The organism is Algibacter mikhailovii (assembly GCF_014651495.1).
In the GTDB taxonomy this organism is placed as follows: domain Bacteria; phylum Bacteroidota; class Bacteroidia; order Flavobacteriales; family Flavobacteriaceae; genus Algibacter_E; species Algibacter_E mikhailovii.
Genome location: NZ_BMWZ01000001.1, coordinates 241,557 through 266,247 on the forward strand (window position 1 = coordinate 241,557; position 24,691 = coordinate 266,247).

Consider the following 24,691-nt stretch of genomic DNA (forward strand, 5'->3'; position numbering starts at 1 on the left):
TACAGCGTAATAATTAGTACAAAAAAATAAATTATGAAAACAGTAATTCACAGAGCAGATAGTAGAGGATATGCAGATCATGGATGGTTGAAATCATACCATAGCTTTAGTTTTGCAGGATATCAAAATATTGAACGTATGAATTTTGGGAAGTTGAGAGTTTTAAACGATGATCTTGTACAACCTAAAATGGGTTTTGGAACGCACCCTCACCAGAATATGGAAATTATATCCATTCCCTTACAAGGGGCATTGTCTCATAAAGATAGCATGGGAAATAAACGTGCTATTGAAGTTGGAGAGGTTCAAGTAATGACGGCTGGAACGGGCTTAACACATTCAGAATTTAATGATAGTAATACTGATGCGGTTAATTTTTTACAGCTTTGGATTATACCTGAATCTATGGATGTTAAGCCCAATTATGAACAACATAAATTTAATAATATTGATCGTTATAATAAATTGCAAATGGTTGTGGCACCAAAAGACAACATAGAGCATGATGCTTTACCTATTAATCAACAGGCCTATATTTACAGAACTCGTTTAGATTCTGGTCATGCTCTAGATTTAAAGCCAAAAAACGCGGATAATGGTTTCTATATATTTATAGTTGAAGGAAGTTTGACAGTTTCTGAAAATTTATTGGAAAAGCGCGATTCTATTGGTGTTTGGGATGTGGAGAACATGACTATTTTAGCCAATGACACTGCAGAAGTGATAATTATGGAAGTACCTATGCATTAGAGTAATTAGTATTAATAATAACAGCAAGCACCGCTATACAGGTGCTTGTTTATTCAATTTGACTAAAGGTAGTTGAACATAGGTGTTATCCATTTCTAAAGGCTTAAGAATAAATTCCTCTAAATATTTATCTAACGGTTTACCGCTTAATATTTCAATAAGGTAGCCACAAACATCTGTAGCATAGCTATATTCCCAGTTGGTTCCAGGTTCAAACAAAAGCGGGAGAGCCCCTAATTTTTCAGCAAATGCTGCTAAATTACGTGCCTCTTCTAATTGTGCTTTTTGGTACATTTCATTTAAAGTTAAATTAGCACTCCTGCCATAAGTGATTCCCGAAGTATGCCTTAATAAATCAATGATTCTTATGTCCTTTTCTGCGTCCACAATGGAGTCTTCCTTAAAAACTTTCATAGTTTTAAAAGCAGGTATATATAGATGTATTGGATCTTCTAGTTTAAACATACCCGCTTCATAAAGTTGCATTAAGGCTATTGAAGTAATGGGCTTGGTCATTGAAAAAATTCGAAAAATACTACTATCGTTTAATCGTATCTGGTCTTCAATATTAGCATAGCCATAACTATCAAAAAACACTAATTTTCCGTTCTTAATAATTGCGGTTTGAATACCAGCGAGCTGGCCGTGATCAACAAACTCATGTAGTCTTGATTTTAATTCGTTGAGTTTTTTATTGGATATCCCAAGGCTTTCAGGAGAATAAATTGTTTGTTCTGATTGTGCGCTAATTAATGCAATGCCAACGAAATAAATATAAATACATTTTAAAATTCTCATGCCTGGTAAAATAGTGGTTAAATTAACGATTTATTTGCGATATTTGTGGCTAGACTAACAACCAAAAAATAGGATTTAGATTATGGCGATGAATAAAAATACGGTATTGGCTTGGGCCACATGGATAATGATTTTTGTAGGCTTAGGGCTTATTGCTCTTGGTGCATTTAGATATGATGATGTTGCAGGCTGGGGCTTTGCAGCTGTAGGTTTTGGCTTTTTTGCTGTAGCTTGGGTGTTTAATGCTTTAAAAGGTAGAGTATAATGAGTGATGATAAAAAAATAATATTTTCAATGTCTGGGTTGACCAAGACATTTAAAAGTGCAAACACACCTGTTTTAAAGAACATTTATTTAAGTTTCTTTTATGGTGCCAAAATTGGTATACTGGGTTTAAATGGTTCTGGTAAGTCCACCTTATTAAAAATTATAGCTGGTGTTGATAAAAACTATCAAGGTGATGTGGTTTTTTCCCAAGATTATTCTGTTGGATATCTTGAACAAGAGCCTAAACTTGATGATAATAAAACTGTAATGGAAGTGGTTCGCGAGGGTGCTGCAGAAACCGTTGCTATTCTCGATGAATACAACAAAATTAATGATCAGTTTGGATTAGAAGAAGTTTATTCTGATGTTGACAAAATGGAGAAGTTAATGAACCGCCAAGCGGAACTTCAGGATCAAATAGATGCAGCAGGCGCTTGGGAACTTGATACAAAATTAGAAATAGCCATGGATGCTTTGCGTACTCCAGATGGTGATAAAAAAATAGCTGTTCTTTCTGGTGGTGAAAAGAGGCGAGTAGCCTTATGCCGTTTATTGTTAAAGGAACCTGATGTATTATTATTAGATGAGCCTACCAACCATCTTGATGCTGAGTCTGTTCATTGGTTAGAACATCATTTGGCGCAATATAAAGGTACGGTAATAGCGGTAACTCACGATAGATACTTTTTAGATAATGTTGCTGGTTGGGTTTTAGAATTAGATAGAGGAGAAGGGATACCGTGGAAAGGTAATTATTCGTCTTGGTTAGATCAAAAATCTAAGCGCATGGCTCAGGAAGGTAAAGCTGCCTCTAAACGGCAGAAGACTTTAGAGCGGGAGTTAGAATGGGTTCGTCAAGGTGCAAAGGGCCGACAATCTAAACAAAAGGCACGTTTAAAGAACTACGATAAGTTAATGAGTCAAGACCAAAAACAACTTGATGAAAAACTTGAAATATATATACCAAATGGACCTCGTCTTGGTACAAATGTAATTGAAGCTAAAAGTGTGGCGAAAGGATATGATGATAAATTGCTTTATGACGATTTAAATTTTAATCTTCCGCAAGCAGGAATTGTGGGGATTATTGGACCTAATGGTGCTGGTAAAACTACTATTTTTAGAATGATTATGGGCGAAGAGACGCCTGACAAAGGGGAGTTTGTTGTTGGTGAAACAGCTAAATTGGCTTATGTTGATCAAAAGCATTCAAATATAGATCCTGAGAAAACCATCTGGCAAAATTTTAGTGATGAGCAGGAATTGATTATGATGGGAGGTAAGCAAGTGAACTCAAGAGCCTATTTAAGTCGTTTCAATTTTTCCGGTAGTGAGCAAAATAAAAAGGTAAGTTTACTTTCCGGTGGTGAACGTAACCGCCTGCATTTAGCCATGACCTTGAAGGAAGAAGGGAATGTGTTACTTTTAGATGAGCCAACAAATGACCTTGACGTGAATACATTAAGAGCATTAGAAGAAGGTTTAGAGAACTTTGCTGGTTGTGCTGTAGTGATTAGTCACGACCGATGGTTTTTAGATAGAATTTGCACGCACATTTTGGCTTTTGAAGGTGATTCTCAAGTATATTTCTTTGAAGGTAGTTTCTCAGATTATGAAGAAAACAAGAAAAAGCGTCTTGGCGGTGATCTGATGCCTAAGCGCATAAAATATCGAAAATTAGTTAGATAAAAAACCAATAAAAAACGCTCACTTTTTAGTGAGCGTTTTTTATTTTATATGGTATTTCTTTCTTGTTTAGAATAAAGTCTAAAAAAACGGGTAATCTAGTTTTTATTGATTACCACCGTACATATGCCCATCAGTAAAGTCTTTGTACTCGCTCTCATCAGGCATTTTTGTATCCATTTCATTTATGCGCTCATTGTCTTTTTTTAGTTTATACGATTTTAATACACCAAGGATTAGCAAAATCCCAAAGAAAACAACAACCACAATTAAAACAGTTACCACAGAGGACTGATTTATAAGGGGGAATGAAAGTAACTTAGTAAGTATTGAATTAAGCAACATGAATATTTAATTGGTTTAATAGCTAATCAAATGTAATAAAATTTAGGCAAAATATTTTTATTTAGAACTTATAGTTCTACACATTTAAATGTTAATAACGTAAGTATTATAGTATACAAATAACACGGTTGTAATATTGAGTACTTTCAAAAATTAAAACTATATTTATTTTTTAACCTTAAATATCTTTTGATGAGTAATAACAGAGTAAAAGACATAAAAAGTACCTTGCTTTCAGATAATTATTATGTTCTGAAAAAATTGAATTTCAATTATTTAATGTCCAATGGTACGTGGGTCAATCAAATGCGAGAAGTTTATAATCGTGGAGATGGGGCAGGTGTTTTACTATATAATAAAACAAAAAAAACGATAATTCTGACTAAACAATTCAGAATGCCAACTTATATGAGTGATAATGAAGATGGCTTTTTAATAGAAATTTGTGCAGGAATGCTTGATAAAGATGATCCTGAGGCTTGTATTATAAGGGAAACTGAAGAGGAAGTAGGTTATAGAATTAAGGAAGTGAAAAAGGTATATGAAGCCTATTCTTCTCCAGGGGTATTGACAGAAAAAATGCATTTCTTTATCGGCGAATACAGTGATGACATGAAGGTGAGTGATGGCGGCGGATTGGATGTTGAACAGGAAGATATTGAAGTATTAGAGTTGAATTTTGATGACGTTGTTTCCATGTTGCACAAAGGTGAAATATATGACACCAGAACAATTGTTTTATTACAATATGCACTAATTCATAAATTGCTAGACTAATATTTATTAAAGTAACAATTCCATTTTAATATCACTCCTAAGATATGGACTATCTAATTCAATAGGCACCTCCATAAACCCATATTTACGATATAAATAAACGGCATTTTCTAATGTCTTATTTGAGTATAACACCAATTTAGGTAAGCCCATGCTTTTTGCATAATCAATACAATATTGTATTATTTGCTGTCCTATTTTTTTACCTCTTTCTTTTGGGGTTACTGCCATTTTAGTGAGTTCAAATATCCCTTTGTTACCTATAGGCATTAACGCTACTGTACCAACAATTTGATTATTCAGAATTGCAAAAAAAATATGTCCGCCTTTATTAATAATATATTCTTGAGGTTTACTTAGCACTTCTTCGTCATAGGCTTCAACATGGAAGAAAGAGTTCAACCATTCGATGTTTAAATTGTAAAAGTCCTTTGCATATTTATTATCATAAGATATGATTCGAAGGCCATAATTTGTTTCTAATTTTATTTTTTCTATCACCCTCTGGCTAAAACGGCTTGAATTTAATTTGTTTTCAAATTTGTTTAAATGCTCTATTAGAGAAGATGAAGGTTCATCGGTATATTCTTTTAATATTTCTTCTATACACATCCATATGGGCTTAAGGATTTTAATAGAAGACTTACCTTTTTTAGATAAAAGAATATGTTTTCTGCGTTTATCTAGTTTATCGTTTTTGTATAGAATAAGTCCTTTAGCATTTAGTTTATGCAAAGCTTGAGTGATGGCAGGTTGTGAAAATTGCAGTGCATTCCCGATTTCAGAATTAGTGATGCCTTTTTTGTCAGATATAGTTTTAAAAATAGGAAAAAGGTAAGGGTCAAAATCTATACTGAAATAATCATAGACTATTTGAGTTTCCTTCATGAGGTAGTCACTCATTCGTTTTAATCTAGAACCTAAACCTAATTCACCATAAACTCTTAATGCATCCACTTTAAATATGTGTTTATATAAGTACTTATGTAAATATAAAAATATTAATTTAAGTCAAAAATAAATACCTGTTATTTTTTGAATTGATTAGCTAAATAAGAGAAGCGTCATAAGAATAGAAGTAGCTACTTTGTGATAAAATATATATTAATTATTGAGGCGTTCTTTAGCTCTAAAATGTGACACCTTCAAGACTTATGACATTAATCACTTTTGCTAATACTTAACCTAATTCTATTACTCCCCCTTGTATACTATTTCCAACTATAATAATAATTATTTCATTGAACATTACTCTAATTCTAAAATTTTTTAAACTTTAATCATAGCTCTATTAGCGCTTTAAAATGTTGAATTACTGATGTTTGAAGAATAATATTGTTTAGGGTTAGACCTAATATAAGATAAAGGACATCCAAACTTTTAAGTTGTGCGTATATAATCGAAATGCTGGTTAACGTTTGCACATGTTCACCAAATTTGGATTGACAAAAGCGTTTATTTTAAAATTTTGTTTTAACAACATCGATAAATAAAATGAGTCCTTCCATTATCATAAATGAATTATGGTTTATTAAAATATATCATTATTTGTTTATGGCATATTTAAAATAATAATTAAAAGTGCAGATTAAATATTAAACTTTAAAAGAATCAAAACAACTTATTATGGAAAACAGTAAAAATAGTACGGGTTTAAAAGTGGCATTAGGAATTGCAATAGTTTTGTTTTTAGGAACAGGATTTTACACTATGAATTTATATAGTGGCAATAAAAAAGCCATGAATGAATTGAAGGAACAAAAAGAATTAGTAATGAATGATTTAAACTCTATGGCTAAGCAATATGATGAAGCTATTAACGAGAATGAAGTTGCTAACAATGATTTAATTGAGGCTAGAGGCCGTATTCAAGGTTTAATTGATTCTTTAAAAATCTCTGAAAATAATGTTAAGAGTTTATGGAGATACAAACAAAAGTATGCTTCATTACAAAAGGAAATGGATGTATTATTGGCTCAAAATGACTCATTGCGTGTTGAAAATTCGTATTTAGCTACTTCTTTAGATAGTACACGTGTACGTTTAGAAGAGCGCACAATATTTACAGATTCATTATTAGTACAAAATAATGCGTTGGCAGAAGTAGTAGAAAATGCTTCTATTTTAAATACAGTTGATTTAAAAGGATCAGGTGTAATTGAAAGAACTTCTGGTAAAGTAATACCAACAGAAAGGGCAGGAAGAACAGATAAAGTAAGAATTTGTTTTACTGTTGCTAAAAACACGTTGGTACAAGCGGGAGATCAAGAATTATACGTTCAAGTTATAGATCCTAAAAACAATACATTAGGTTTAAATGAGCAGGTTGCATTTGGTGAAAAAACTTTAAACTATAGTATTATTAGTAAATTTAATTATGAAAATGCGAATTTAAATATTTGTGAATTTGTTGCTAATGACGGGACTAAGTTTGAAAAAGGACGTTATATTGTGAACGTATTTAATGAAAAAGATTTAGTATCGACATCTGAGTTTACTTTAAAATAAATCTAAACACCTATAGAAATTCTAACCTCAAACTATCTAGTTTGGGGTTTTCTATTTTGAAAAGGTAATATCCATTATCAAAGCGGCACAATTTTTTTTTTTCATTTCTCTAGCAAAAACATTTCAAAAGCAGCACCTTAACAAGTTTATTTGTAAATCATGGTTAAATTTATAATTAGTGGTTAATAAGTTATTATTTTAGGTGGTACTGGCCATCCTTTATTTTATGTGCATGGCGTACAGTAAATGTTAAGATTCAACGACAACGCAGTAAACATAAGCCCTATGAATCAAAACTTAGTTTTTTTAAAGTCATTTTTAGATATATCGGAAGAAACCTTTACCAAACTGTCTAATATATCAAAATTTAGAAAGCTTGATACAGGAGCCATTATTGGGCAACCCAATGAAGTTCCTACAAAAATTTACATGTTAATATCAGGCGTGATGCGTGCCTATTTGGGTTCTGAAACGGGAAAAGAGCATAATAAGAATTTTTTCATGCCGTTTAGCTTTGTTGGTGCATTTACTGGCTTGATTGAAAAGAAACCATCAAAATTAGTTTATGAAGCCTTAACGAATTGCAAAGTTTATGAAATAGACTTTCAATCTTTTATGGACTTATGTGAGAATGATATTCATGTTAGTAATTTATATAATCGTGTTTTAGAACATGTTTTTATTAAATATGAAGAACGCCAATTAGAATTGATATCTATGAATGCTACAGAGCGCTATTTGAATTTAACAAAAAAGATTCCTAAGATTGAAAAGTTAATTCCTCAATACCAAATAGCTTCATATTTAAGTATTACACCTGTGCAATTAAGTAGAATTAGAAAAAAAATAAAAACAGACAAGGAATATGAGTCATAAAACGAATATTTAGTACATTCTGTCGATGTGTTAACAAATGTTAACAACCTATAACAGCTTGTATCATATATTTGAGTTATACTCCTTTTTGAATTAAAAGGTTAATAGCTAACCAACCAAAAAAACAGGTAATTTATTACCTGTTTTTTTTGTGTAATATATTTGGATTCATAGTCTATTTTAGACTACCTACCATATCCTCAGGTTTAACCCAGGCATCATAATCTTCAGCAGTAACGTAACCTAAACGCACAGCTTCTTCTTTTAATGTCGTACCATTTTCATGGGCCGTATTAGCTATTTCTGCAGCTTTATAATAACCTATTTTTGTATTTAACGCAGTAACAAGCATTAAAGAATTATTTAAAAGCTTTGTAATAACATCATGATTTGGTTCTATACCAACGGCACAGTTAAGGTCAAAACTTACACAGGCATCTCCAATTAATTGAGCCGACTGTAACACATTAGCAGCCATAACAGGTTTAAAAACATTGAGTTCATAGTGCCCCTGTAAACCGCCAACAGATACAGCTACATCATTACCCATAACTTGCGCACAAACCATCGTCATAGCCTCACACTGTGTTGGGTTAACCTTTCCAGGCATAATAGAACTTCCTGGTTCATTAGCAGGAATAATTATTTCACCAATACCCGAACGTGGTCCAGAAGCCATCATTCTAATGTCGTTTGCAATTTTATTTAAGGATACAGCCAATTGTTTTAATGCACCATGTGTTTCAACAAGAGCATCATGAGCTGCTAAGGCTTCAAATTTGTTTGGAGCAGTGATGAAGGGTAATTCAGTAAACTTGGCAATATATTCAGCAACAAGTTCACTATACCCTTGAGGTGTATTTAATCCAGTACCAACTGCCGTACCTCCCAGTGCTAATTCGCTCAAGTGCGATAATGTATTCTCTAAGGCATTTAAACCATGATCTAATTGGGCTACATATCCTGAAAGCTCTTGACCAAGCGTTAAAGGTGTGGCATCCATGAGATGTGTACGTCCAATTTTTACGACGTTTTTAAATGCTTTGGATTTACTTTCTAATGTATTTCGTAATTGTTTAACCCCAGGAATAGTGGTTTCTACTATTTTTTTATAAGCAGCGATATGCATCCCAGTAGGGAAAGTGTCATTAGATGATTGTGATTTATTAACATCGTCATTAGGTTGGATGGTCTTTTCACCTTCCCCAATTATTTTTCCTGCCAATTGATGCGCTCTATTGGCTACAACCTCATTCACATTCATGTTGCTTTGAGTTCCTGACCCTGTTTGCCAAATAACCAACGGAAATTGGTCATCATGTTTACCTTCTAAAATCTCATCACATACTTGACCTATCAAATCACGTTTTTCAGAAGTTAAAACACCTAGTTCACAATTTGTAAATGCTGCTGCTTTTTTTAAATAAGCAAAACCATAAACAATTTCTAAAGGCATAGATGCCGGAGCACCAATTTTAAAATTATTTCTTGAACGTTCAGTTTGTGCTCCCCATAGTTTATCAGCAGGTACTTTAACCTCGCCCATGGTATCTTTCTCTATTCTGTAACTCATCTTAAGTAATAATTAAATTTTGAAGGGCTAAGGTAAGATTTTTATAGGCTTTTTAGATATGATTTTTGTTAGTTTTTAGAACATCTTTTTAACATTTATATAACTTTTATTATGTCTTAGTATGGGCTAAAATCTATTAATTTAGTAGGAAATAAAATAAAGTATAATCAAAATAAAATAGAATATTATGGCAACGATTAGATTAGGAGATGTTGCTCCAAATTTTACAGCGAATACTACAGAGGGCACAATTGATTTTCATGAGTGGCTAGGCGATGGTTGGGGGATTTTATTCTCACACCCGGCTGATTACACGCCCGTTTGTACCACTGAATTAGGTACTGTTGCGAAGTATAAGGCCGAATTTGATAAACGGAACGTAAAGGTTGTGGCATTAAGTGTTGATGGTTTAGAGTCTCACAAAGGATGGATTGATGATATTAATGAGACGCAGCATACCGAAGTTAATTTTCCTATTATTGCCGACGAGGACAGAAAAGTATCTGAATTATATGATATGATACACCCGAATGCTGACAGTAAACTTACGGTACGTTCGGTTTTCGTAATTGGAAATGATAAAAAAGTTAAGCTTATTATTACGTATCCAGCTTCTACCGGAAGAAATTTTGATGAGTTATTACGTGTTATTGATTCGTTACAACTTACGGCTTATCATAAAGTGGCGACACCAGCAAATTGGAATAATGGTGAAGATGTCGTAGTTGTGCCAGCTATTGCAACTAAAGATATTCCTGCAATATTTCCTAAAGGTTTTAAAGAAGTAAAACCTTATTTGCGACTGACGCCTCAACCCAATTTGGACTAGTTCATAATTCTGTTAATAAAATTTAATTTGATATTGTATAAGAAATGCCTTTACATTATCTTTGTGCCAGTTTTATAACCGACACTTATTATTATGTTTGATTTTGATCAATATTTAGGCTTTTTAGCATTCTTAACCATTTTAACAATTGGATTTTGGTTGATGATTTTTTTATTAACCTTTGTAATCCCTTATTGGATTGGAGGATCTTTAATTGAAAGATTAAAAGAAATAAGAGAAGAAAAAAAAGCTAAACGTTAAGCGATATAATTAATATAAATAGAAAAGGAAGCTCAAGGCTTCCTTTTTTATTTCATATGTTTAAATAATATCAAGAATTTTTTCCGGGGGCCTTCCAATCACAGCCTTGTTAGCATTAATTACAATTGGACGTTCAATTAATTTAGGGTTTTTAATCATAGCCTCAATAATGTCACTATCTGATAAGTCTTTACCCTTGTAATCACTTTTCCAAACAGCCTCATTTTTTCTAATTAAATCAATAGGGGGCATCCCCAGTTGATCTATTAAGGTTTTTAGTTCATCAAATGTTGGTATATTTTCAAGATATTTAACAATTTCAAAATTTTTACCAGATTCTTCAAGTATTTGTAATCCACTGCGCGATTTACTACAGCGGTTGTTGTGATATATTTGTATCATTACAGTATAATATTATAATTTTTTAGTCGTTGTTTTAAATCTGCTGGCGATTTAAATTGAATCCCATGTATTCCAAGTGCATTCGCAGCCTCAATATTTCTTAAATTATCATCTATAAAAATGGCATTTTCGGCTTTTATTTGAAAACGTTCAAGGGTTAATTTATAGATGTCATCAAAAGGTTTTCTAGTTTTTTCTTCCCCCGAAACAATAATACCCTCAAACCATTGCAAAAATTCAAATTTCTCTTGTGCAATGGGGAAGGTCTCTGCACTCCAATTTGTTAGAGCAACCACCTTATAGTTTTTTGAATCTATAAGTGCTTTAAGAATACTTACAGTCCCAGTAATAGCTCCTCCCAGCATTTCCACCCATCTGCCATAAAACATTTCAATTTCTTTTTTGTATTCTGGAAAAAGTGCCATCCGCTCTTCGGTTGCTTTTGCCAATGGGTGACCAGCATCTTGGTTTTCGTTCCAATCACTTGTACAAATGTTGTCAAAAAACCATTGCATTTTTTTTCGGTTACCATCAAATACATCTAAAAAAACATATTCAGGATTCCAATCGATTAGAACACCACCAAGATCAAATATTATGGTATCTATTTTATTCATAACTGATTGTCTTCTTCTACTTTTTGCCCCATCATCATTAAATATGCCTTTAGGAAATCATTGATATTTCCATCCATGACGGCATCAACATTCCCCGTTTCATGACTTGTTCTTACATCTTTAACCAATTTGTAAGGATGCATCACATAATTACGTATTTGACTACCCCATTCAATTTTCATTTTTCCTGCTTCTATATCATCACGTTGAGCCAACTGCTTTTGTAGCTCAATTTCATACAACTGTGATTTAAGCATTTGCATAGCTCTAGATCGATTATCATGCTGTGAACGCGTTTCAGAACATTGAATTTGAATTCCGGAAGGTTTATGCAATAACTGAACTTTTGTCTCTACTTTATTTACATTTTGTCCACCAGCTCCGCTAGAACGAGCTGTTGTAATTTCTATATCAGCAGGGTTAATTTCTATTTCAATAGAATCATCTACAAGAGGGTAGACATAAACAGAAGCAAAACTTGTATGACGTTTGGCATTGCTATCAAATGGCGAAATACGGACTAATCGGTGTACACCGTTTTCACCTTTTAACCAACCGAACGCAAAATCGCCCTCAATTTCTAAAGTTACTGTTTTGATACCTGCAACATCGCCTTCCTGGAAGTTTAGTTCTTTAACCTTGAACCCACTTTTTTCAGCATACATTAAATACATGCGCATTAACATGTTTGCCCAGTCACAACTTTCTGTACCTCCAGCACCAGCCGTTATTTGAAGTACGGCACTTAGACTATCTCCGTCTTCAGAAAGCATATTTCTAAATTCAATATCCTCTAATAAGTTCAAGGCTTTCTCAAAGCGGTTTTCAACATCTTCTATACTGGCCTCTTCTTCTTTGAAAAACTCATAAATAACTTCGAGGTCTTCAACGAGCGTTTTGGCTTCTTTAAAATCTTGAATCCACTTTTTCTTTACACGAAGGGATTTCATTATAAGTTCTGCCTCTTTGGAGTCATTCCAGAAATTAGGGTCGAAAGTTTGTTCTTCTTCGTTTTGTATTTCTATGAGCTTGGCATCTATGTCAAAGATAGTGCCTAAGTTTGTCGAGGCGGGTGTTGAGATCTTTAATTTGATCTGATGTTATCATTTCTTTTAGGTTTTAAACAAAAATAGGATTATTATGTTATTACTATTAAAATATTAGCTTTTAAATTTTAACTAAAAAGCGTTACGCACTGAGCTAGAATATGTATTGCAATATTAAAATTATATAGCTCTGTACATTTTGATTATGAATATTTAATTAAAAATAAAGGGCTATTATTTTTTTAATTTTTAAAACAAATAGTTTTTTATATGATATTTTCTCGGAAAAATAAAAAAACATATTAATTAATGTGAAATTCACCTTTTTTCATCTTTTATATCCCTACTACAGAATAATATATATATTTTTACGCCCACTTAAGAAATAATTTTTGTTTAATTAGACAGGATTACAGTATTTAAATCATGTATTTTCCTTTGTTAGGTAGAGCCCATATCATATGAAATTAAGTGTATTGATTCCAGTTTTTAATGGCGAAGATTATATTGCGCATTGTCTGGATACATTAATAAGTCAAGATATCCTAATGGATGACTATGAGATAGTTATTATGAATGACGGTTCTACTGATAATACCGGAAACATAATTTTGGAGTATAAAAAAAAATATCCCAATATAAAGTATTACTCTGAAAATAATGTTGGTGTATACGTTGTGAGGAATCGACTAATTAAATTGGCAAAAGGGGATTATATTTATTTTATAGACGCTGATGATTATATAGCCAATAACTCATTAGGGACTTTGTTAAATTGCATGATTGAAAATAATGTGGAATTATTAGGATTTCAATCTTCAGGAACTACTTTAATTAAAAGATTTGAATGGAAAAGAAATGAGGAAACCTTGGAGAGCCCAGAGCTTATATCTGGAAAAGAGTTTTTGGTAAGAAGAAGAAATTTAAATCATGAAATATGGTGGTATTTTGTAAAACGTTCTTTTCTTATTAATCAAAATATAACATTTGATAATGATAGGTTTAACGCCGACGTGCTATTTACCTTAAAATTATTATGGTCAACTAAAAAAATGATATTTTTACCTATTGTTTTTCATAAATACTATCAGTCACCTAAATCTATTTCTAGAAACAAAGACATTGATAAACGCAATTTATTAATAGATAATAGATTGGTTATGATTAACAAGTATAGTAGATTTATTAATGAAATTGAAGTTAGAAATAAGGAGGATAAAATATTGATTTCTAATTTGCTTTTTAGGAGAGATGTTTTTACTTTTTCAGCTATAATTAACATGATTAAAACTAACAGAAGCGCTAGTTCAATTAATGATGCAATTGCGTCTTTAAAAGAGGTAGGTGCATATCCGTTAAACCATTTGACAGGAAAAGAGTATAACACGCTCTTTTTAAGGTTTTTATGTAGTATTATTAATAAACAAAGGTTTTTAAATGTTTTGTTGCCAATACGAAACAAAGTATTTAAAGGAGTTATTAAATAATTTTATTCATTTTTGGCATAAATACATAAGTCGATAGTAGAATTATTTCAAACTTGCACTTGTATTAAACAAAACCTTGTGATATAATCTTGCCATAAGTCTAGACATTTATATTAAATTAAGATCCTTAATTCAAATAGGCATGGCTGAACTCTTATCATAACCCAATCTGTTACTTTTTTTGCAATATTTTCATCACAATAATGTATAAGACAAAACACGTATTTCATCGAATATTTATAGAATTTTAACTATTTTATTATCAATTTTAATAAAAAGCATATTTTGTGTACATTTCCTTTGCTATTTTAGTCCTTAGATAGATAGGTCTTTAGATATAAACTTGAGGTTGTTTGTTTTTATTGCTAGTCTAGAATTATTTATTAGAAATAAGTTGCTATCACGGGTGTTAAGTGTGATTAAAATAAAACTATTTTATGGCAATGATAATAAGATAAGAATGTTTGACTTTTATTCAATGTAATCAAATAAACTAGTGAAATGAAATTTAGTTATTTAGAAAAGTCTGAGATTATTACACTGTACACTTTACACTTTAAAATAATTTGATCTTAAAGGTGAAATTTTTACAAATCAACGAGTATATTTATATCCTAAATCGAATAGAATTACTTTCGAAAAGAATTTTTAATAGCAAATATTGACCCATAAAGATATTTTTATTTGGATTGGTGTTTTAAAAAAGATATAAAGAATTGAAATTAAGTATTATTATTCCAGTTTATAATGTTGAAAAATATATTGCATATTGTTTGGACAGTTTATTAAATCAAAATCTTAGAGGTGATGAATATGAAATCCTTATAATAGATGATGGCTCAAAAGATAATAGTGTTTTAATTGCAAGAAATTACCTCGATAAAAATAAAAATATTCATATTCATTCACAAAAAAATGCTGGAGTAGGATGTGCGAGAAATACTGGTCTTGATTTAGCAAAAGGGGAATATATTTATTTTATTGATCCGGATGATTATTTGGCAGCCAATATTTTGGGAGAAATTTTAAATAAATGTTACGAAAATTCATTAGATATACTAACCTTTAATTCTAAAAGTACGATTAGTTCAAAAATGTATAATTCTACTAGTAAGAATGAAGATTTAATTATTTCTAAAGTAATGAGCGGTGAAGATTACATTGGTGAATATGGATATGCCAATGAAGTTTGGTGGTATATAATTAAAAAGGAACTGGTAAGCAAATTAAGACTAAGATTTATTAAGGGTAGATGGATGGAAGATGCTATTTTTACCATAAATATATTTTTAGGAGCGAATTGCATGGCTCATTTGCCAATTGATGCACATAGACATGTAAAAGCTCCAGGTTCAGCTATGACAAATAGGGATAGAGAACATTTTTTAAAGGTTATTTTTGATAATGAAAACGCCGCAAAAACTTTTAAGCCAATTATTGATAAACTTGAAAGTAATAAATCAAATATAAAATGCTTAAAGTTTGTAAAATCTAGACAACAGTCATTTGTTTTTTTTATGCTTTATAGAATGTTATTCTCACATATTAAAAAAGACCAAATGAATTCAGTATTTTGCAATATGAAAGAAATTGGTGCATACCCCCTTAATAGTTTTTTGGGTGATAGATATAAGGGATTACATTATTATATTTGTGTTAAGATTTTCAATAATAGGTTTTTATATTCTTTAGTATTTAAACTATTGAATCCTATATTGCGTTCTAACTAAATTTAAGGAGATATAATTAGAAGAAGTAATTAAATAATAAATGAAAAACATTTTAATATCGTCTGCAGGTCGAAGAGTTTCGTTGGTGAAATCTTTTCAAAAAGAACTTAGTAAAATTGATGCTTCTTCTAAAGTATATGCTTGTGATTCAGAACCATTTTTATCCTCTGCGGTACAAATTGCAGACTCTTTTTTTAGGACGCTTTGCTTTTCAGATAAGGATTATATAGACGATTTATTAAAGAAGTGTAAGAAGCATGAAATAGTGCTAATAATTCCAACATTAGATACAGAGCTTGATTTGTTTGCAAAGAACAGAGACTTGTTTTTGCAAAATGGTATTACAATTGTTGTATCAGATGAATCTTTTATCAAAATAGGAGAGGATAAGATTAAAACGGCTGAATTTTTTAATAATCACAATTTGGCTACTCCAAAGGTATACGAGAAGGACAACTATAAGTTACCATTTTTCATTAAGCCTTTAAGAGGAAGCAATAGCATCGATAACTATATTGTCAAAAAACAAAAGGATATTATTAACTATTTTTTTGAAAATGAATCTTTGTGTTTTTTTGAGTATTTAGATCATGATTTTCATGATGAATATACTTGTGATTTGTATTATTCGAAAAAAGGAATACTCAAATGTGTTATTCCAAGAAAGCGTATTGAAGTTAGAGGAGGTGAGGTAAGCAAAGGGATAACTAAAAGAAATAAGATAAATGAATTTCTTAAATCTAATTTTGCACAAATTGACGGTGCAAGAGGATGTATAACGGTTCAGATTTTCATGAATATTAAAACAAATGACCTTTTTGGAATTGAAATAAATCCAAGATTTGGTGGAGGTTACCCATTGTCCTATTTAGCTGGCGGAAATTACACCAAATGGGTTATTGAAGAGTATATTTATAATAAAGAAATTAATTTTTGCAATAGCTGGAAAGAAAACTTATTAATGCTTAGGTATGATAATGAGGTTTTAGTACATAACTATGAAGAATAAAAAAACTGTAGTTTTTGACTTAGACGATACCCTCTATTCCGAAATTGACTATTTAAAATCTGCATACAAAGAAATAGCTTTCAATATAGCCGATGATTCAGATGTTAATGAAGTGTTTAATAACATGTTGGATATTTATTCTAAAGGAGGCAATGTATTTAAGGATGTTTTAGAAAAAAACAAATCAGACTTAAGTATTACTGATTTGTTATTATCATATAGAAACCACCAACCTAAGATTACAGTTGCTGAAGAAACGCTTGAGTGCATAAAAAAAATACATGCTTTAAACATTCCTTTGGGATTATTAACCGACGGTAGAAGTGTCCAACAAAGAAATAAAATTGAAGCTCTAGGTCTTAATAAATGGTTTAATGAAATCATTGTTTCAGAGGAGTTTGGTAGTGAGAAACCAAATGTAGATAATTATTTACATTTTGAAAAAACGTATGGTGACGGGCACTATTACTATATTGCTGACAATGTAAAAAAAGATTTTATTAGTCCAAATAAGTTAGGATGGACAACCATATGCCTAATGGATAAAGGATTCAATATACATCAACAAAATTTTGATTTACCTTTAGAGTATTTACCAAAATATAGAATTAAGGAATTATCTGAGACCTTAGAAATAATTAATATTTAGTTATAATCCAAAGGTTAGAAAAAGATCATTACACTTTCATTGATTGTGTTAAAATATTATCGAATGAAGTCTAAATTTATACTTATTAATTCATTAGTTGTATTCTAATTATCTCCAATAATTTATCTTATTTATAATCAAAAACGCAAATACTAATAATAAATATGGTTATAGATCTTAGAAGTGACACCGTAACAAAACCAACAAAAGCTATGTTGGAAGCTATGATGCAAGCTAAAGTTGGTGATGACGTTTTTAGAGAGGATCCCACTGTGAACGCATTAGAACTTAAGGTTGCCAAAATGTTTAATAAAGAATCGGCCCTATTTTTTCCTAGTGGCACTATGGCTAACCAAACTGCTTTAAAACTACATACAAATCCTGGGGATCAAGTTATTTGTGACAAGTATGCCCATATATACAATTATGAATCTGGAGGAGCTTCTTTCAATAGTGGCGTTTCTTGCAAATTAATTGATGGAAAAAGAGGTATGTTTAATGCAGGTCAAGTTTTAGAAGCGATTAATCCAGATGCCTATTATTATAGTAATACAAGTTTAATAGAGCTAGAAAACACAACCAATAAAGGAGGTGGAGCTTGTTGGGATTTTAATGAGATTTTAAAAATAAAAAGGGTTTGTGATGAAAATAGACTAGGGTTTCATTTAGATGGAGCCAGACTGTGGCATGCTTTGGTTGCAAAAAATGAAACTACTGAGCAATATGGTGATGCCTTTGACACCATTTCTGTTTGTCTTAGTAAAGGCTTAGGTTGTCCTGTTGGTTCTGTTCTTACCGGAAACTCAGAAATAATGCAAAAGGCTATTAGGATAAGAAAGATTTTTGGGGGTAACATGAGGCAAGCAGGTTATTTGGCTGCAGCTGGTTTGTACGCATTAGAACATAACGTTAAAAGGCTGCATGAAGACCACTTGAAAGCTAGAGAAATAGGTGATGTATTGAATAATTTGCATAGTATCAAAACTGTTGAAGAAATAGAAACTAATATTATTATTTTTGAATTAGTAGGTTCTATTAATGAATATGAATTTACTCAAAAACTTGCAAAAGAAAATATTCATATCATTAGTATGGGTGGGGGTAAGCTACGTATGGTAACCCATATGAATTATACTGATAGCATGCATAATAAGTTGATTGAAATAATTTCATCAATATAATAAATGTTGCGTGATTTAATTGAAAATAACTTGAATTTTAAAAATATTCCTGAATCAATTCAAGGCGTAAAAATTCATGTTTTATTAATTTTTGAACGGTAACACTTATATGTATTGAAATAATCATGCTTTTTTGTCGACTAAATGTTGTTTTTAGACGATTATTAGTGGTAATATTATTATATTTATTCAGTAATACTATATGTCCAAATCAAAGGTTTATTAAGGTTTAGTTTTTAATAAAACATTTTGTTTTTTTATTCTTCAAATAAGTAATTAATTCAATACAGCACATCTTTTAGATTCGATGATTGTGCCAAAGGAAATGCTCGATTACATCATATTATTGAAGAAAGAAATATTTACTTTTATTATATTTTTTGAATTAATTGATGTCGTTAATGAAATTGAATTTACTAAAAAACTCGCATAATAAAATTTCATATAATTATAATTGGCATTGGTAACTATCGCATTATAACTCTTAATAAATTCTATTGGTAGCATGCATCATAAAATGATAGAAATAATTGGTTTAATATAATAATTGGTGGAAGATTTAATTGGTGATGGCTAAGAACTTAAAAAATATTTCGGTATTAATTCCAGATGGAGAAACTCATGTTTTATTATATGTTGTTAATTGTTTGTCTTTAGAAAAAGGAGTGGATATTTATGTGATTTCTTCTAAGAAAAAGGGCTACATGAAATATTCAAGGTTTATTAAAAAATACATCTACTATCCAGAAACAACCACTGAAGATTGGATTGCTCATATTAATTCAGAAGTTGAAAGACATCAAATAGATATTGTATTGCCGATATATTACAATGGAATAAAAGCGCTTTTAAAAAACAGAAATAAGCTTAAATATCCCGATAAGCTATGTGACTTACCAAGCCTTAAAAATTTTAGTATAGCTGGAAATAAGGGCTTTCTATTCCTTCACTTAAAAAAGCATAATATTCTATGTCCCGATAGTTTAATTGTTAATCAGTCGCATTTACCTATTGTTGTTAATCTATCTTTTCCGGTGATAATAAAACCAGTTGAAGATTATGGTGGTGGCGAGGGGATAGCAATAGTTAAAACTCATGAAGAGTTAATAAATTATTTTAAGGCTAATAACTTTAAGTGCGATACTATTATACAAGAGTATATTGTAGGATATGATCTTTGTTGTAATGTTCTTTGCAAAGATGGCGAATTGATAGCTCATTCAATTCAAAAGGCAACAGTTTTTAGAAAAGGTCATTTAACACCTCAAATTGGTTTTGACTTTATAGAAAATCAAGATCTTATTGAGCTTACAAGAAATCTTATGAGAAGCTTAAACTGGTCGGGCATAGCCAATGTAGACTTGAGATTTGATGAAAAAAATAATGTTTTTAAAATTCTTGAAATAAATACTAGGTTTTGGTTAGGTACTGATGCTTCCTCAATTGCAGGTGTCAACTTTCCATATTTATATTGTCTTTCCTCGTTAGGTCAGAAGCCAGGAAGTCAACAAATAATACCTATGTCATATTTGAGTTTAGAAGGATTGGCTAAGCGATTTAAGAAGAACCCCTTTTTTATTTTTAACCTAAAATATATATTCAAGTATTCTCCAATAAGTTTCATAATAAAAGACCCATTGCCTATTGTATTTAAAGCCTTATCGGTGGTCAAATTGCAATAATTATTTATATAATTACCCCGATTAAAATGAAGTGTCTTTTATTTTAAATAAAAAAGGAGTAGAAACTTTCTAGTTTCTACTCCTTTTATTATCCTTTTCAAGATACTATACAGCTAATACTGTTATAATTGTATCATTTAAATTTACACTAAATTAATACTTTTTGTATTTACATTTTGCGTAGTGTTTACATCCCCAGTGTCTGTAACATTTGTTAAATTCTGGCTTTATATATTCACAAAGTTCACTGTCATCTATATTATGGCCTTCTATTACTTCAAAAACGCCTCTAGTATAGCCTGGACCGATTTTTATATCACAATTAGTTTTGATCTTTGTGTAATACCATTTACCAATAAAGATGTATATGTACTTTCCAAATGATCCATCTCCATTAGCTCCATTAATTGTGAATTCTTCTCCTGATTCTAATTTTTTGTCAAATATTTTTATTCCACGACATGTGTTTTCCTTCTTTTGATAAATTTTGATTCTTTTAGATTTGCACCAATCAAATTTAAGAGTTAAATCTTTTACGCCTTCCTTACATGTAACACACTCTTCTTCTTTAGGTTGTACCTCTTGAGTAATTATAATGGATTGCTTGCCATCAGGAACAAGAATAACGCCTATTTGTTGACCGCATTGAGGAATAAAATCTTGACCATAGTCCCTTGCTTTTTGAGCTATCTCTTGGGCTAAACGTATATTGTCTGGGTTAGACTTCCATTCTCCTGTTGGATCAGTAAGATACAAACAATCTTGACAAACCGAATCATCCACTAAATCCCAAATAGCCCATTGTATATGACCAAACGCGTAAACACCTCCATTTGGGCTTTCTTGACCAATAAATGACTGATTTAAAACCCAGTTAACTAAATCAAAATTTTCAGGATGTTCAAATTTTCCTTCGGGCAGTTCTTCATAACTAGAATACACTTCAAAATCAAACGGACCTTCAACACCAAGACTTAAATCTTGATCTACGCACCAAGCTGGTATGTCTATACCGGCAAGATTACTGTCTAAAATTTCTAATGAAAAATAAGAATTTACACCAGGTTTTTTATTCGTTTTTGCACTTATTACATCAGGAAGATTTATTGCTAATCCTTCAATGTCAGGAATACAAGAAACACTTTTTTTACTAGAATATTTTCCTGTACTAGCTAGGCTTGTAACTAATATTTCACTCTCAGAATCAAATTCCAAAGTTAGATCTTCTTCGCCATCTGAAATTAGTATTTCATCTTCTAAGGCGGCTTCAATTTCTTCTAAAGTGACTTCATCTATTGCAACTTCGCCTGCAACAGGTTCTGTCTGGCAAGAAGAAAATGAAATAAATAGCATTAATAATAATAGTAGTTTGGATGCTTTTTTCATAATAGTAATATTGTTAAAATTAGTACAACAAAACTATTAGGTTGTTAAGCGCCCTTTGTTTTTTTTAGATGAAAGACATATTTTAATTGTTAAAAAAGGGAATCGTATTTTTTAATCGGTGAATATTAGCATTTTATACGAAGTATTAGCCCTGAATTACCTCAATTAAATGTTGTAAAAAGTTAAAATTGATAGCGTAGTATCTATGTGCTATTATAAAAATAGTTTACTTAAACATATCCATCCCCGGAATATTTGGCATGCCTTCTTTGGCAACGGCAGCTAATTCTGCTTCGTTAATTCCCGTGGCTTTTTCTATAGCTTTATTTAAAGTAAGAATTAAATAATCTTCAAGCTGTTCTTTATCTTCAAGCAAGGTATCATCAATGCTAATAGATTTAATAGTTCTATTTGCAGTAAGTGTTACTTTTAAAGATCCATCATTGCTAGATTCATCAATTAAAACGGTGTCTAAACGTTTTTTAGTTTCTTCCACTTTTTTTTGAGCGTCTTTGAGTTTATTCATCATGCCCATCATATCTCCAAACATTTTGTGTATTTTTAAAGGATTGTACTTCGCAAATTTATTACAATATCATTTAAATTAAATATTATTTACATAGAAAAGATGATAAAGACAATAGCTATTACCTGCTTTAGTTTTATTTTTGCCGTTTCTTGTAAAAATGATAAATCAATGAATCTTGAAATGAGCGATGTAAAAGCACCTTTAGCTAAGAAAATTTCAAAAGAATTAATAATCCATAATGATGTTAGAACGGATAATTATTATTGGCTAAATGACAGAGATAATCAAGAAGTTATAGAATATTTAAATGAAGAAAATGCATATACTAAGGACCAGTTAAAACATACTGAAGACATTCAAAAACAATTGTTTGAGGAAATGAAGGGGAGGATAAAGGAAGATGATTCCACAGTACCTTATAAACTCAATGGTTATTGGTACGTAACCAAATATGAATTAGGTAAGGATTACCCTATTTATTTACGCAGAAAGGAGTATATCGATGCTAAAGATGAAATTTTATTTGATTGTAATGAAATGGCTAAAGATTATTCCTATTTTAATCTAGGTGGTATATCAATTAGTCCAGACAATAGTTTAGTAGCATATTCTGTTGATACTGTAAGTAGAAGGCAGTATACTATTCGTATTAAAAATTTAGTAACAGGAGAAGTGTATTCAGATGAAATACTGAATACAACAGGCAGTGCTACATGGGCCAATGATAATAAAACATTGTTTTATTCCATAAAGGATGAAGTTACACTGAGAGCTCATAAAATATTTAAACATAAACTGAATACAAACTGTGTTGAAGATGTTGAAGTGTATCATGAAGAAGATGAAACATTTAATACGTTTGTTTATAAAACAAAGTCTAAAAAGTATATTGTAATTGGGGCTTCAAGCACCTTGACTTCAGAATATCAAATTCTAAATGCGGATACTCCAGATAATGCATTTAAAGTTTTTCAAAAACGAACCAGTGGTTTGGAATACAATATAGCACATTACGGTGATAATTTTTATATAATTTCTAATGTAGATAATGCTACCAATTTTAAGATATCTAAAACCAGTGAAGATGGGACTGATAAAACAAATTGGAAAGATGTTATTCCACATAGAGATTCTGTTTTAATTGAGGATATTGAGATTTTTAATGATTATTTAGTGGTTAATGAAAGGGAAAACGGGCTTAATAATTTACGCATAATAAGTTGGAATGGAGCAGAAGATTACTACTTACCATTTAATTCAGAAACTTATACTGCTTATATAGGCAATAATCCGGACTTTAATAGTGATGATTTGCGTTATGGATATAATAGTCTAACCGCTCCAAGTTCAATTAGGGAATACAATTTTAAAACTAAAAAAACTCAAATAAAGAAGGAACAGGCTGTATTAGGAGGAACATTTAAAAAGGAAAACTACGAGTCAAAACGAGTTTGGGCAGAAGCACGAGATGGTGTTAAAGTGCCTATTTCTTTAGTTTATAAAAAAGGGCTTAAACTTGATGGATCAAACCCTGTGCTACAGTATGCTTATGGCTCTTACGGTTCTACAATAGATCCTTCATTTTCAAGTATAAGATTGAGCTTATTAGATAGAGGTTTTATATATGCTATAGCCCATGTTAGAGGCGGAGAATATCTTGGAAGAGCTTGGTATGAAGATGGAAAATTATTAACGAAAAAAAACACGTTTACTGATTTTATTGATTGCTCTAAATACTTGATTGAACAAAACTATACTTCTAATAAACATTTATATGCCTATGGAGGCTCTGCTGGAGGCCTATTAATAGGAGCAGTAATTAATATGAATCCAGAATTATATCATGGTGTACTTGCAGCTGTACCTTTTGTTGATGTGGTAACCACTATGTTGGATGATACAATTCCATTAACCACAGGGGAGTATGATGAATGGGGAAACCCTAATAATGAAGATTTTTATAATTATATGAAATCCTATTCGCCATATGATAATGTGAAATCTCAAGAATACCCTCATATGCTGGTAACTACAGGGCTACATGATTCACAGGTGCAGTATTGGGAACCAGCCAAGTGGGTTGCTAAATTAAGAACCCTTAAGTCTGGTAATAGTATATTAATGTTGCATACAGATATGGACTCCGGTCATGGTGGGGCTTCAGGACGTTTTGAAAGTTTAAAAGAAGTGGCTATGGAATATGCCTTTTTGTTAGATTTAGAAGGAATTCATGGTCAATAAAAAAAAAAGTTTTATTTTTGTGCGGTTTTAAGCATCATTATGTTTTTATATGCATAATGGTT

The 24,691-nt window shown here is 31.1% G+C and carries 24 protein-coding genes; 15 read left to right on the plus strand and 9 right to left on the minus strand.

Annotated elements, in window-relative coordinates; genetic code table 11:
* Positions 1-33 precede the first annotated feature (33 nt).
* Positions 34-750 (plus strand): pirin family protein, encoded by a 717-nt coding sequence (locus IE051_RS01065; RefSeq protein WP_189358617.1) that lies wholly within the window; start codon positions 34-36, stop codon positions 748-750.
* Positions 751-783: 33 nt separating this feature from the next.
* Here IE051_RS01065 and IE051_RS01070 read toward each other — a convergent pair whose 3' ends face one another.
* Positions 784-1,548, minus strand: a complete 765-nt coding sequence (locus IE051_RS01070; RefSeq protein WP_189358619.1) for a serine hydrolase domain-containing protein — start codon at positions 1,546-1,548, stop codon at positions 784-786.
* Between the two features lie 82 nt (positions 1,549-1,630).
* On the opposite strand from IE051_RS01070, the gene IE051_RS01075 reads away from it, so the two are divergent.
* Positions 1,631-1,813 (plus strand): CAL67264 family membrane protein, encoded by a 183-nt coding sequence (locus IE051_RS01075; protein ID WP_189358621.1) that lies wholly within the window; start codon positions 1,631-1,633, stop codon positions 1,811-1,813.
* On the plus strand, positions 1,813-3,504 hold the full coding sequence (ettA, locus tag IE051_RS01080) for an energy-dependent translational throttle protein EttA (RefSeq protein WP_189358623.1): 1,692 nt from the start codon (positions 1,813-1,815) through the stop codon (positions 3,502-3,504). The genes IE051_RS01075 and ettA overlap by 1 nt, the downstream gene beginning before the upstream one ends.
* A gap of 102 nt (positions 3,505-3,606) precedes the next feature.
* Here ettA and IE051_RS01085 read toward each other — a convergent pair whose 3' ends face one another.
* Positions 3,607-3,846 carry a hypothetical protein gene (locus IE051_RS01085; RefSeq protein ID WP_189358625.1) on the minus strand — a complete coding sequence of 80 codons (240 nt, stop codon included), beginning with the start codon at positions 3,844-3,846 and terminating at the stop codon, positions 3,607-3,609.
* Between the two features lie 192 nt (positions 3,847-4,038).
* Between IE051_RS01085 and IE051_RS01090 the strand changes: the two genes are divergently transcribed.
* Positions 4,039-4,623 (plus strand): NUDIX domain-containing protein, encoded by a 585-nt coding sequence (locus IE051_RS01090; RefSeq protein WP_189358627.1) that lies wholly within the window; start codon positions 4,039-4,041, stop codon positions 4,621-4,623.
* Between the two features lie 6 nt (positions 4,624-4,629).
* Here the strand turns inward: IE051_RS01090 and IE051_RS01095 are convergent, their stop codons facing one another.
* Positions 4,630-5,580: a bifunctional helix-turn-helix transcriptional regulator/GNAT family N-acetyltransferase gene (locus IE051_RS01095; RefSeq protein WP_189358629.1), complete on the minus strand. Its 951-nt coding sequence runs from the start codon at positions 5,578-5,580 to the stop codon at positions 4,630-4,632.
* 669 nt (positions 5,581-6,249) lie between these two features.
* On the opposite strand from IE051_RS01095, the gene IE051_RS01100 reads away from it, so the two are divergent.
* Both IE051_RS01100 and IE051_RS01105 read left to right on the plus strand, forming a co-directional pair.
* Entirely contained in the window at positions 6,250-7,131 is an 882-nt protein-coding gene (locus IE051_RS01100) for a DUF8428 domain-containing protein (RefSeq protein WP_189358631.1), read from the plus strand.
* A 285-nt stretch (positions 7,132-7,416) separates the two neighbouring features.
* A complete protein-coding gene (locus IE051_RS01105) occupies positions 7,417-8,007 on the plus strand; it encodes a Crp/Fnr family transcriptional regulator (protein ID WP_189358633.1) in 591 nt (196 codons plus the stop codon).
* 175 nt (positions 8,008-8,182) lie between these two features.
* On the opposite strand, the gene fumC is transcribed toward IE051_RS01105, so the two are convergent.
* Positions 8,183-9,580 (minus strand): class II fumarate hydratase, encoded by a 1,398-nt coding sequence (gene fumC, locus IE051_RS01110; protein ID WP_189358635.1) that lies wholly within the window; start codon positions 9,578-9,580, stop codon positions 8,183-8,185.
* Positions 9,581-9,767: 187 nt separating this feature from the next.
* Between fumC and IE051_RS01115 the strand changes: the two genes are divergently transcribed.
* Positions 9,768-10,409 carry a peroxiredoxin gene (locus tag IE051_RS01115; protein ID WP_189358637.1) on the plus strand — a complete coding sequence of 214 codons (642 nt, stop codon included), beginning with the start codon at positions 9,768-9,770 and terminating at the stop codon, positions 10,407-10,409.
* Positions 10,410-10,502: 93 nt separating this feature from the next.
* A complete protein-coding gene (locus IE051_RS01120; RefSeq protein ID WP_189358639.1) occupies positions 10,503-10,670 on the plus strand; it encodes a hypothetical protein in 168 nt (55 codons plus the stop codon).
* A 60-nt stretch (positions 10,671-10,730) separates the two neighbouring features.
* Here IE051_RS01120 and arsC read toward each other — a convergent pair whose 3' ends face one another.
* From arsC to prfB, 3 genes are all read right to left on the minus strand, one after another.
* Complete coding sequence (gene arsC, locus IE051_RS01125) at positions 10,731-11,072, minus strand: arsenate reductase (glutaredoxin) (protein ID WP_189358642.1); 342 nt, start codon at positions 11,070-11,072, stop codon at positions 10,731-10,733.
* Positions 11,072-11,689: an HAD family hydrolase gene (locus IE051_RS01130; protein WP_189358643.1), complete on the minus strand. Its 618-nt coding sequence runs from the start codon at positions 11,687-11,689 to the stop codon at positions 11,072-11,074. Before IE051_RS01130 ends, arsC begins: the two co-directional genes overlap by 1 nt.
* Positions 11,686-12,796 (minus strand): peptide chain release factor 2 gene (prfB, locus tag IE051_RS01135; protein ID WP_189358645.1). Its coding sequence is split into 2 segments (ribosomal slippage): positions 11,686-12,732 and positions 12,734-12,796, totalling 1,110 coding nucleotides; the frame shifts between segments, so codons are not numbered across the junction. Before prfB ends, IE051_RS01130 begins: the two co-directional genes overlap by 4 nt.
* Before the next feature lie 400 nt (positions 12,797-13,196).
* Here prfB and IE051_RS01140 point away from each other — a divergent pair.
* From IE051_RS01140 to IE051_RS01165, 6 genes are all read left to right on the plus strand, one after another.
* Entirely contained in the window at positions 13,197-14,222 is a 1,026-nt protein-coding gene (locus IE051_RS01140; RefSeq protein ID WP_189358647.1) for a glycosyltransferase, read from the plus strand.
* A gap of 716 nt (positions 14,223-14,938) precedes the next feature.
* The gene (locus IE051_RS01145) at positions 14,939-15,952 is read left to right on the plus strand and encodes a glycosyltransferase (RefSeq protein ID WP_189358649.1); all 1,014 of its coding nucleotides are present in this window, start codon (positions 14,939-14,941) and stop codon (positions 15,950-15,952) included.
* A gap of 40 nt (positions 15,953-15,992) precedes the next feature.
* A complete protein-coding gene (locus IE051_RS01150; protein WP_189358651.1) occupies positions 15,993-16,961 on the plus strand; it encodes an ATP-grasp domain-containing protein in 969 nt (322 codons plus the stop codon).
* Positions 16,951-17,610, plus strand: coding sequence for an HAD family hydrolase (locus IE051_RS01155; protein WP_189358653.1), 660 nt, complete (start codon positions 16,951-16,953; stop codon positions 17,608-17,610). The genes IE051_RS01150 and IE051_RS01155 overlap by 11 nt, the downstream gene beginning before the upstream one ends.
* Positions 17,611-17,774: 164 nt before the next feature.
* Positions 17,775-18,791 (plus strand): threonine aldolase family protein, encoded by a 1,017-nt coding sequence (locus tag IE051_RS01160; RefSeq protein WP_189358655.1) that lies wholly within the window; start codon positions 17,775-17,777, stop codon positions 18,789-18,791.
* 569 nt (positions 18,792-19,360) lie between these two features.
* Positions 19,361-20,473, plus strand: a complete 1,113-nt coding sequence (locus IE051_RS01165; protein WP_189358657.1) for an ATP-grasp domain-containing protein — start codon at positions 19,361-19,363, stop codon at positions 20,471-20,473.
* Between the two features lie 153 nt (positions 20,474-20,626).
* Here IE051_RS01165 and IE051_RS01170 read toward each other — a convergent pair whose 3' ends face one another.
* Both IE051_RS01170 and IE051_RS01175 read right to left on the minus strand, forming a co-directional pair.
* Positions 20,627-21,859 carry a hypothetical protein gene (locus IE051_RS01170; RefSeq protein WP_189358659.1) on the minus strand — a complete coding sequence of 411 codons (1,233 nt, stop codon included), beginning with the start codon at positions 21,857-21,859 and terminating at the stop codon, positions 20,627-20,629.
* A gap of 226 nt (positions 21,860-22,085) precedes the next feature.
* The gene (locus IE051_RS01175; RefSeq protein WP_189358661.1) at positions 22,086-22,409 is read right to left on the minus strand and encodes a YbaB/EbfC family nucleoid-associated protein; all 324 of its coding nucleotides are present in this window, start codon (positions 22,407-22,409) and stop codon (positions 22,086-22,088) included.
* Positions 22,410-22,487: 78 nt separating this feature from the next.
* Here IE051_RS01175 and IE051_RS01180 point away from each other — a divergent pair, with 78 nt between their 5' ends.
* Positions 22,488-24,629, plus strand: a complete 2,142-nt coding sequence (locus IE051_RS01180) for a S9 family peptidase (RefSeq protein ID WP_373294317.1) — start codon at positions 22,488-22,490, stop codon at positions 24,627-24,629.
* Positions 24,630-24,691: the final 62 nt, after the last annotated feature.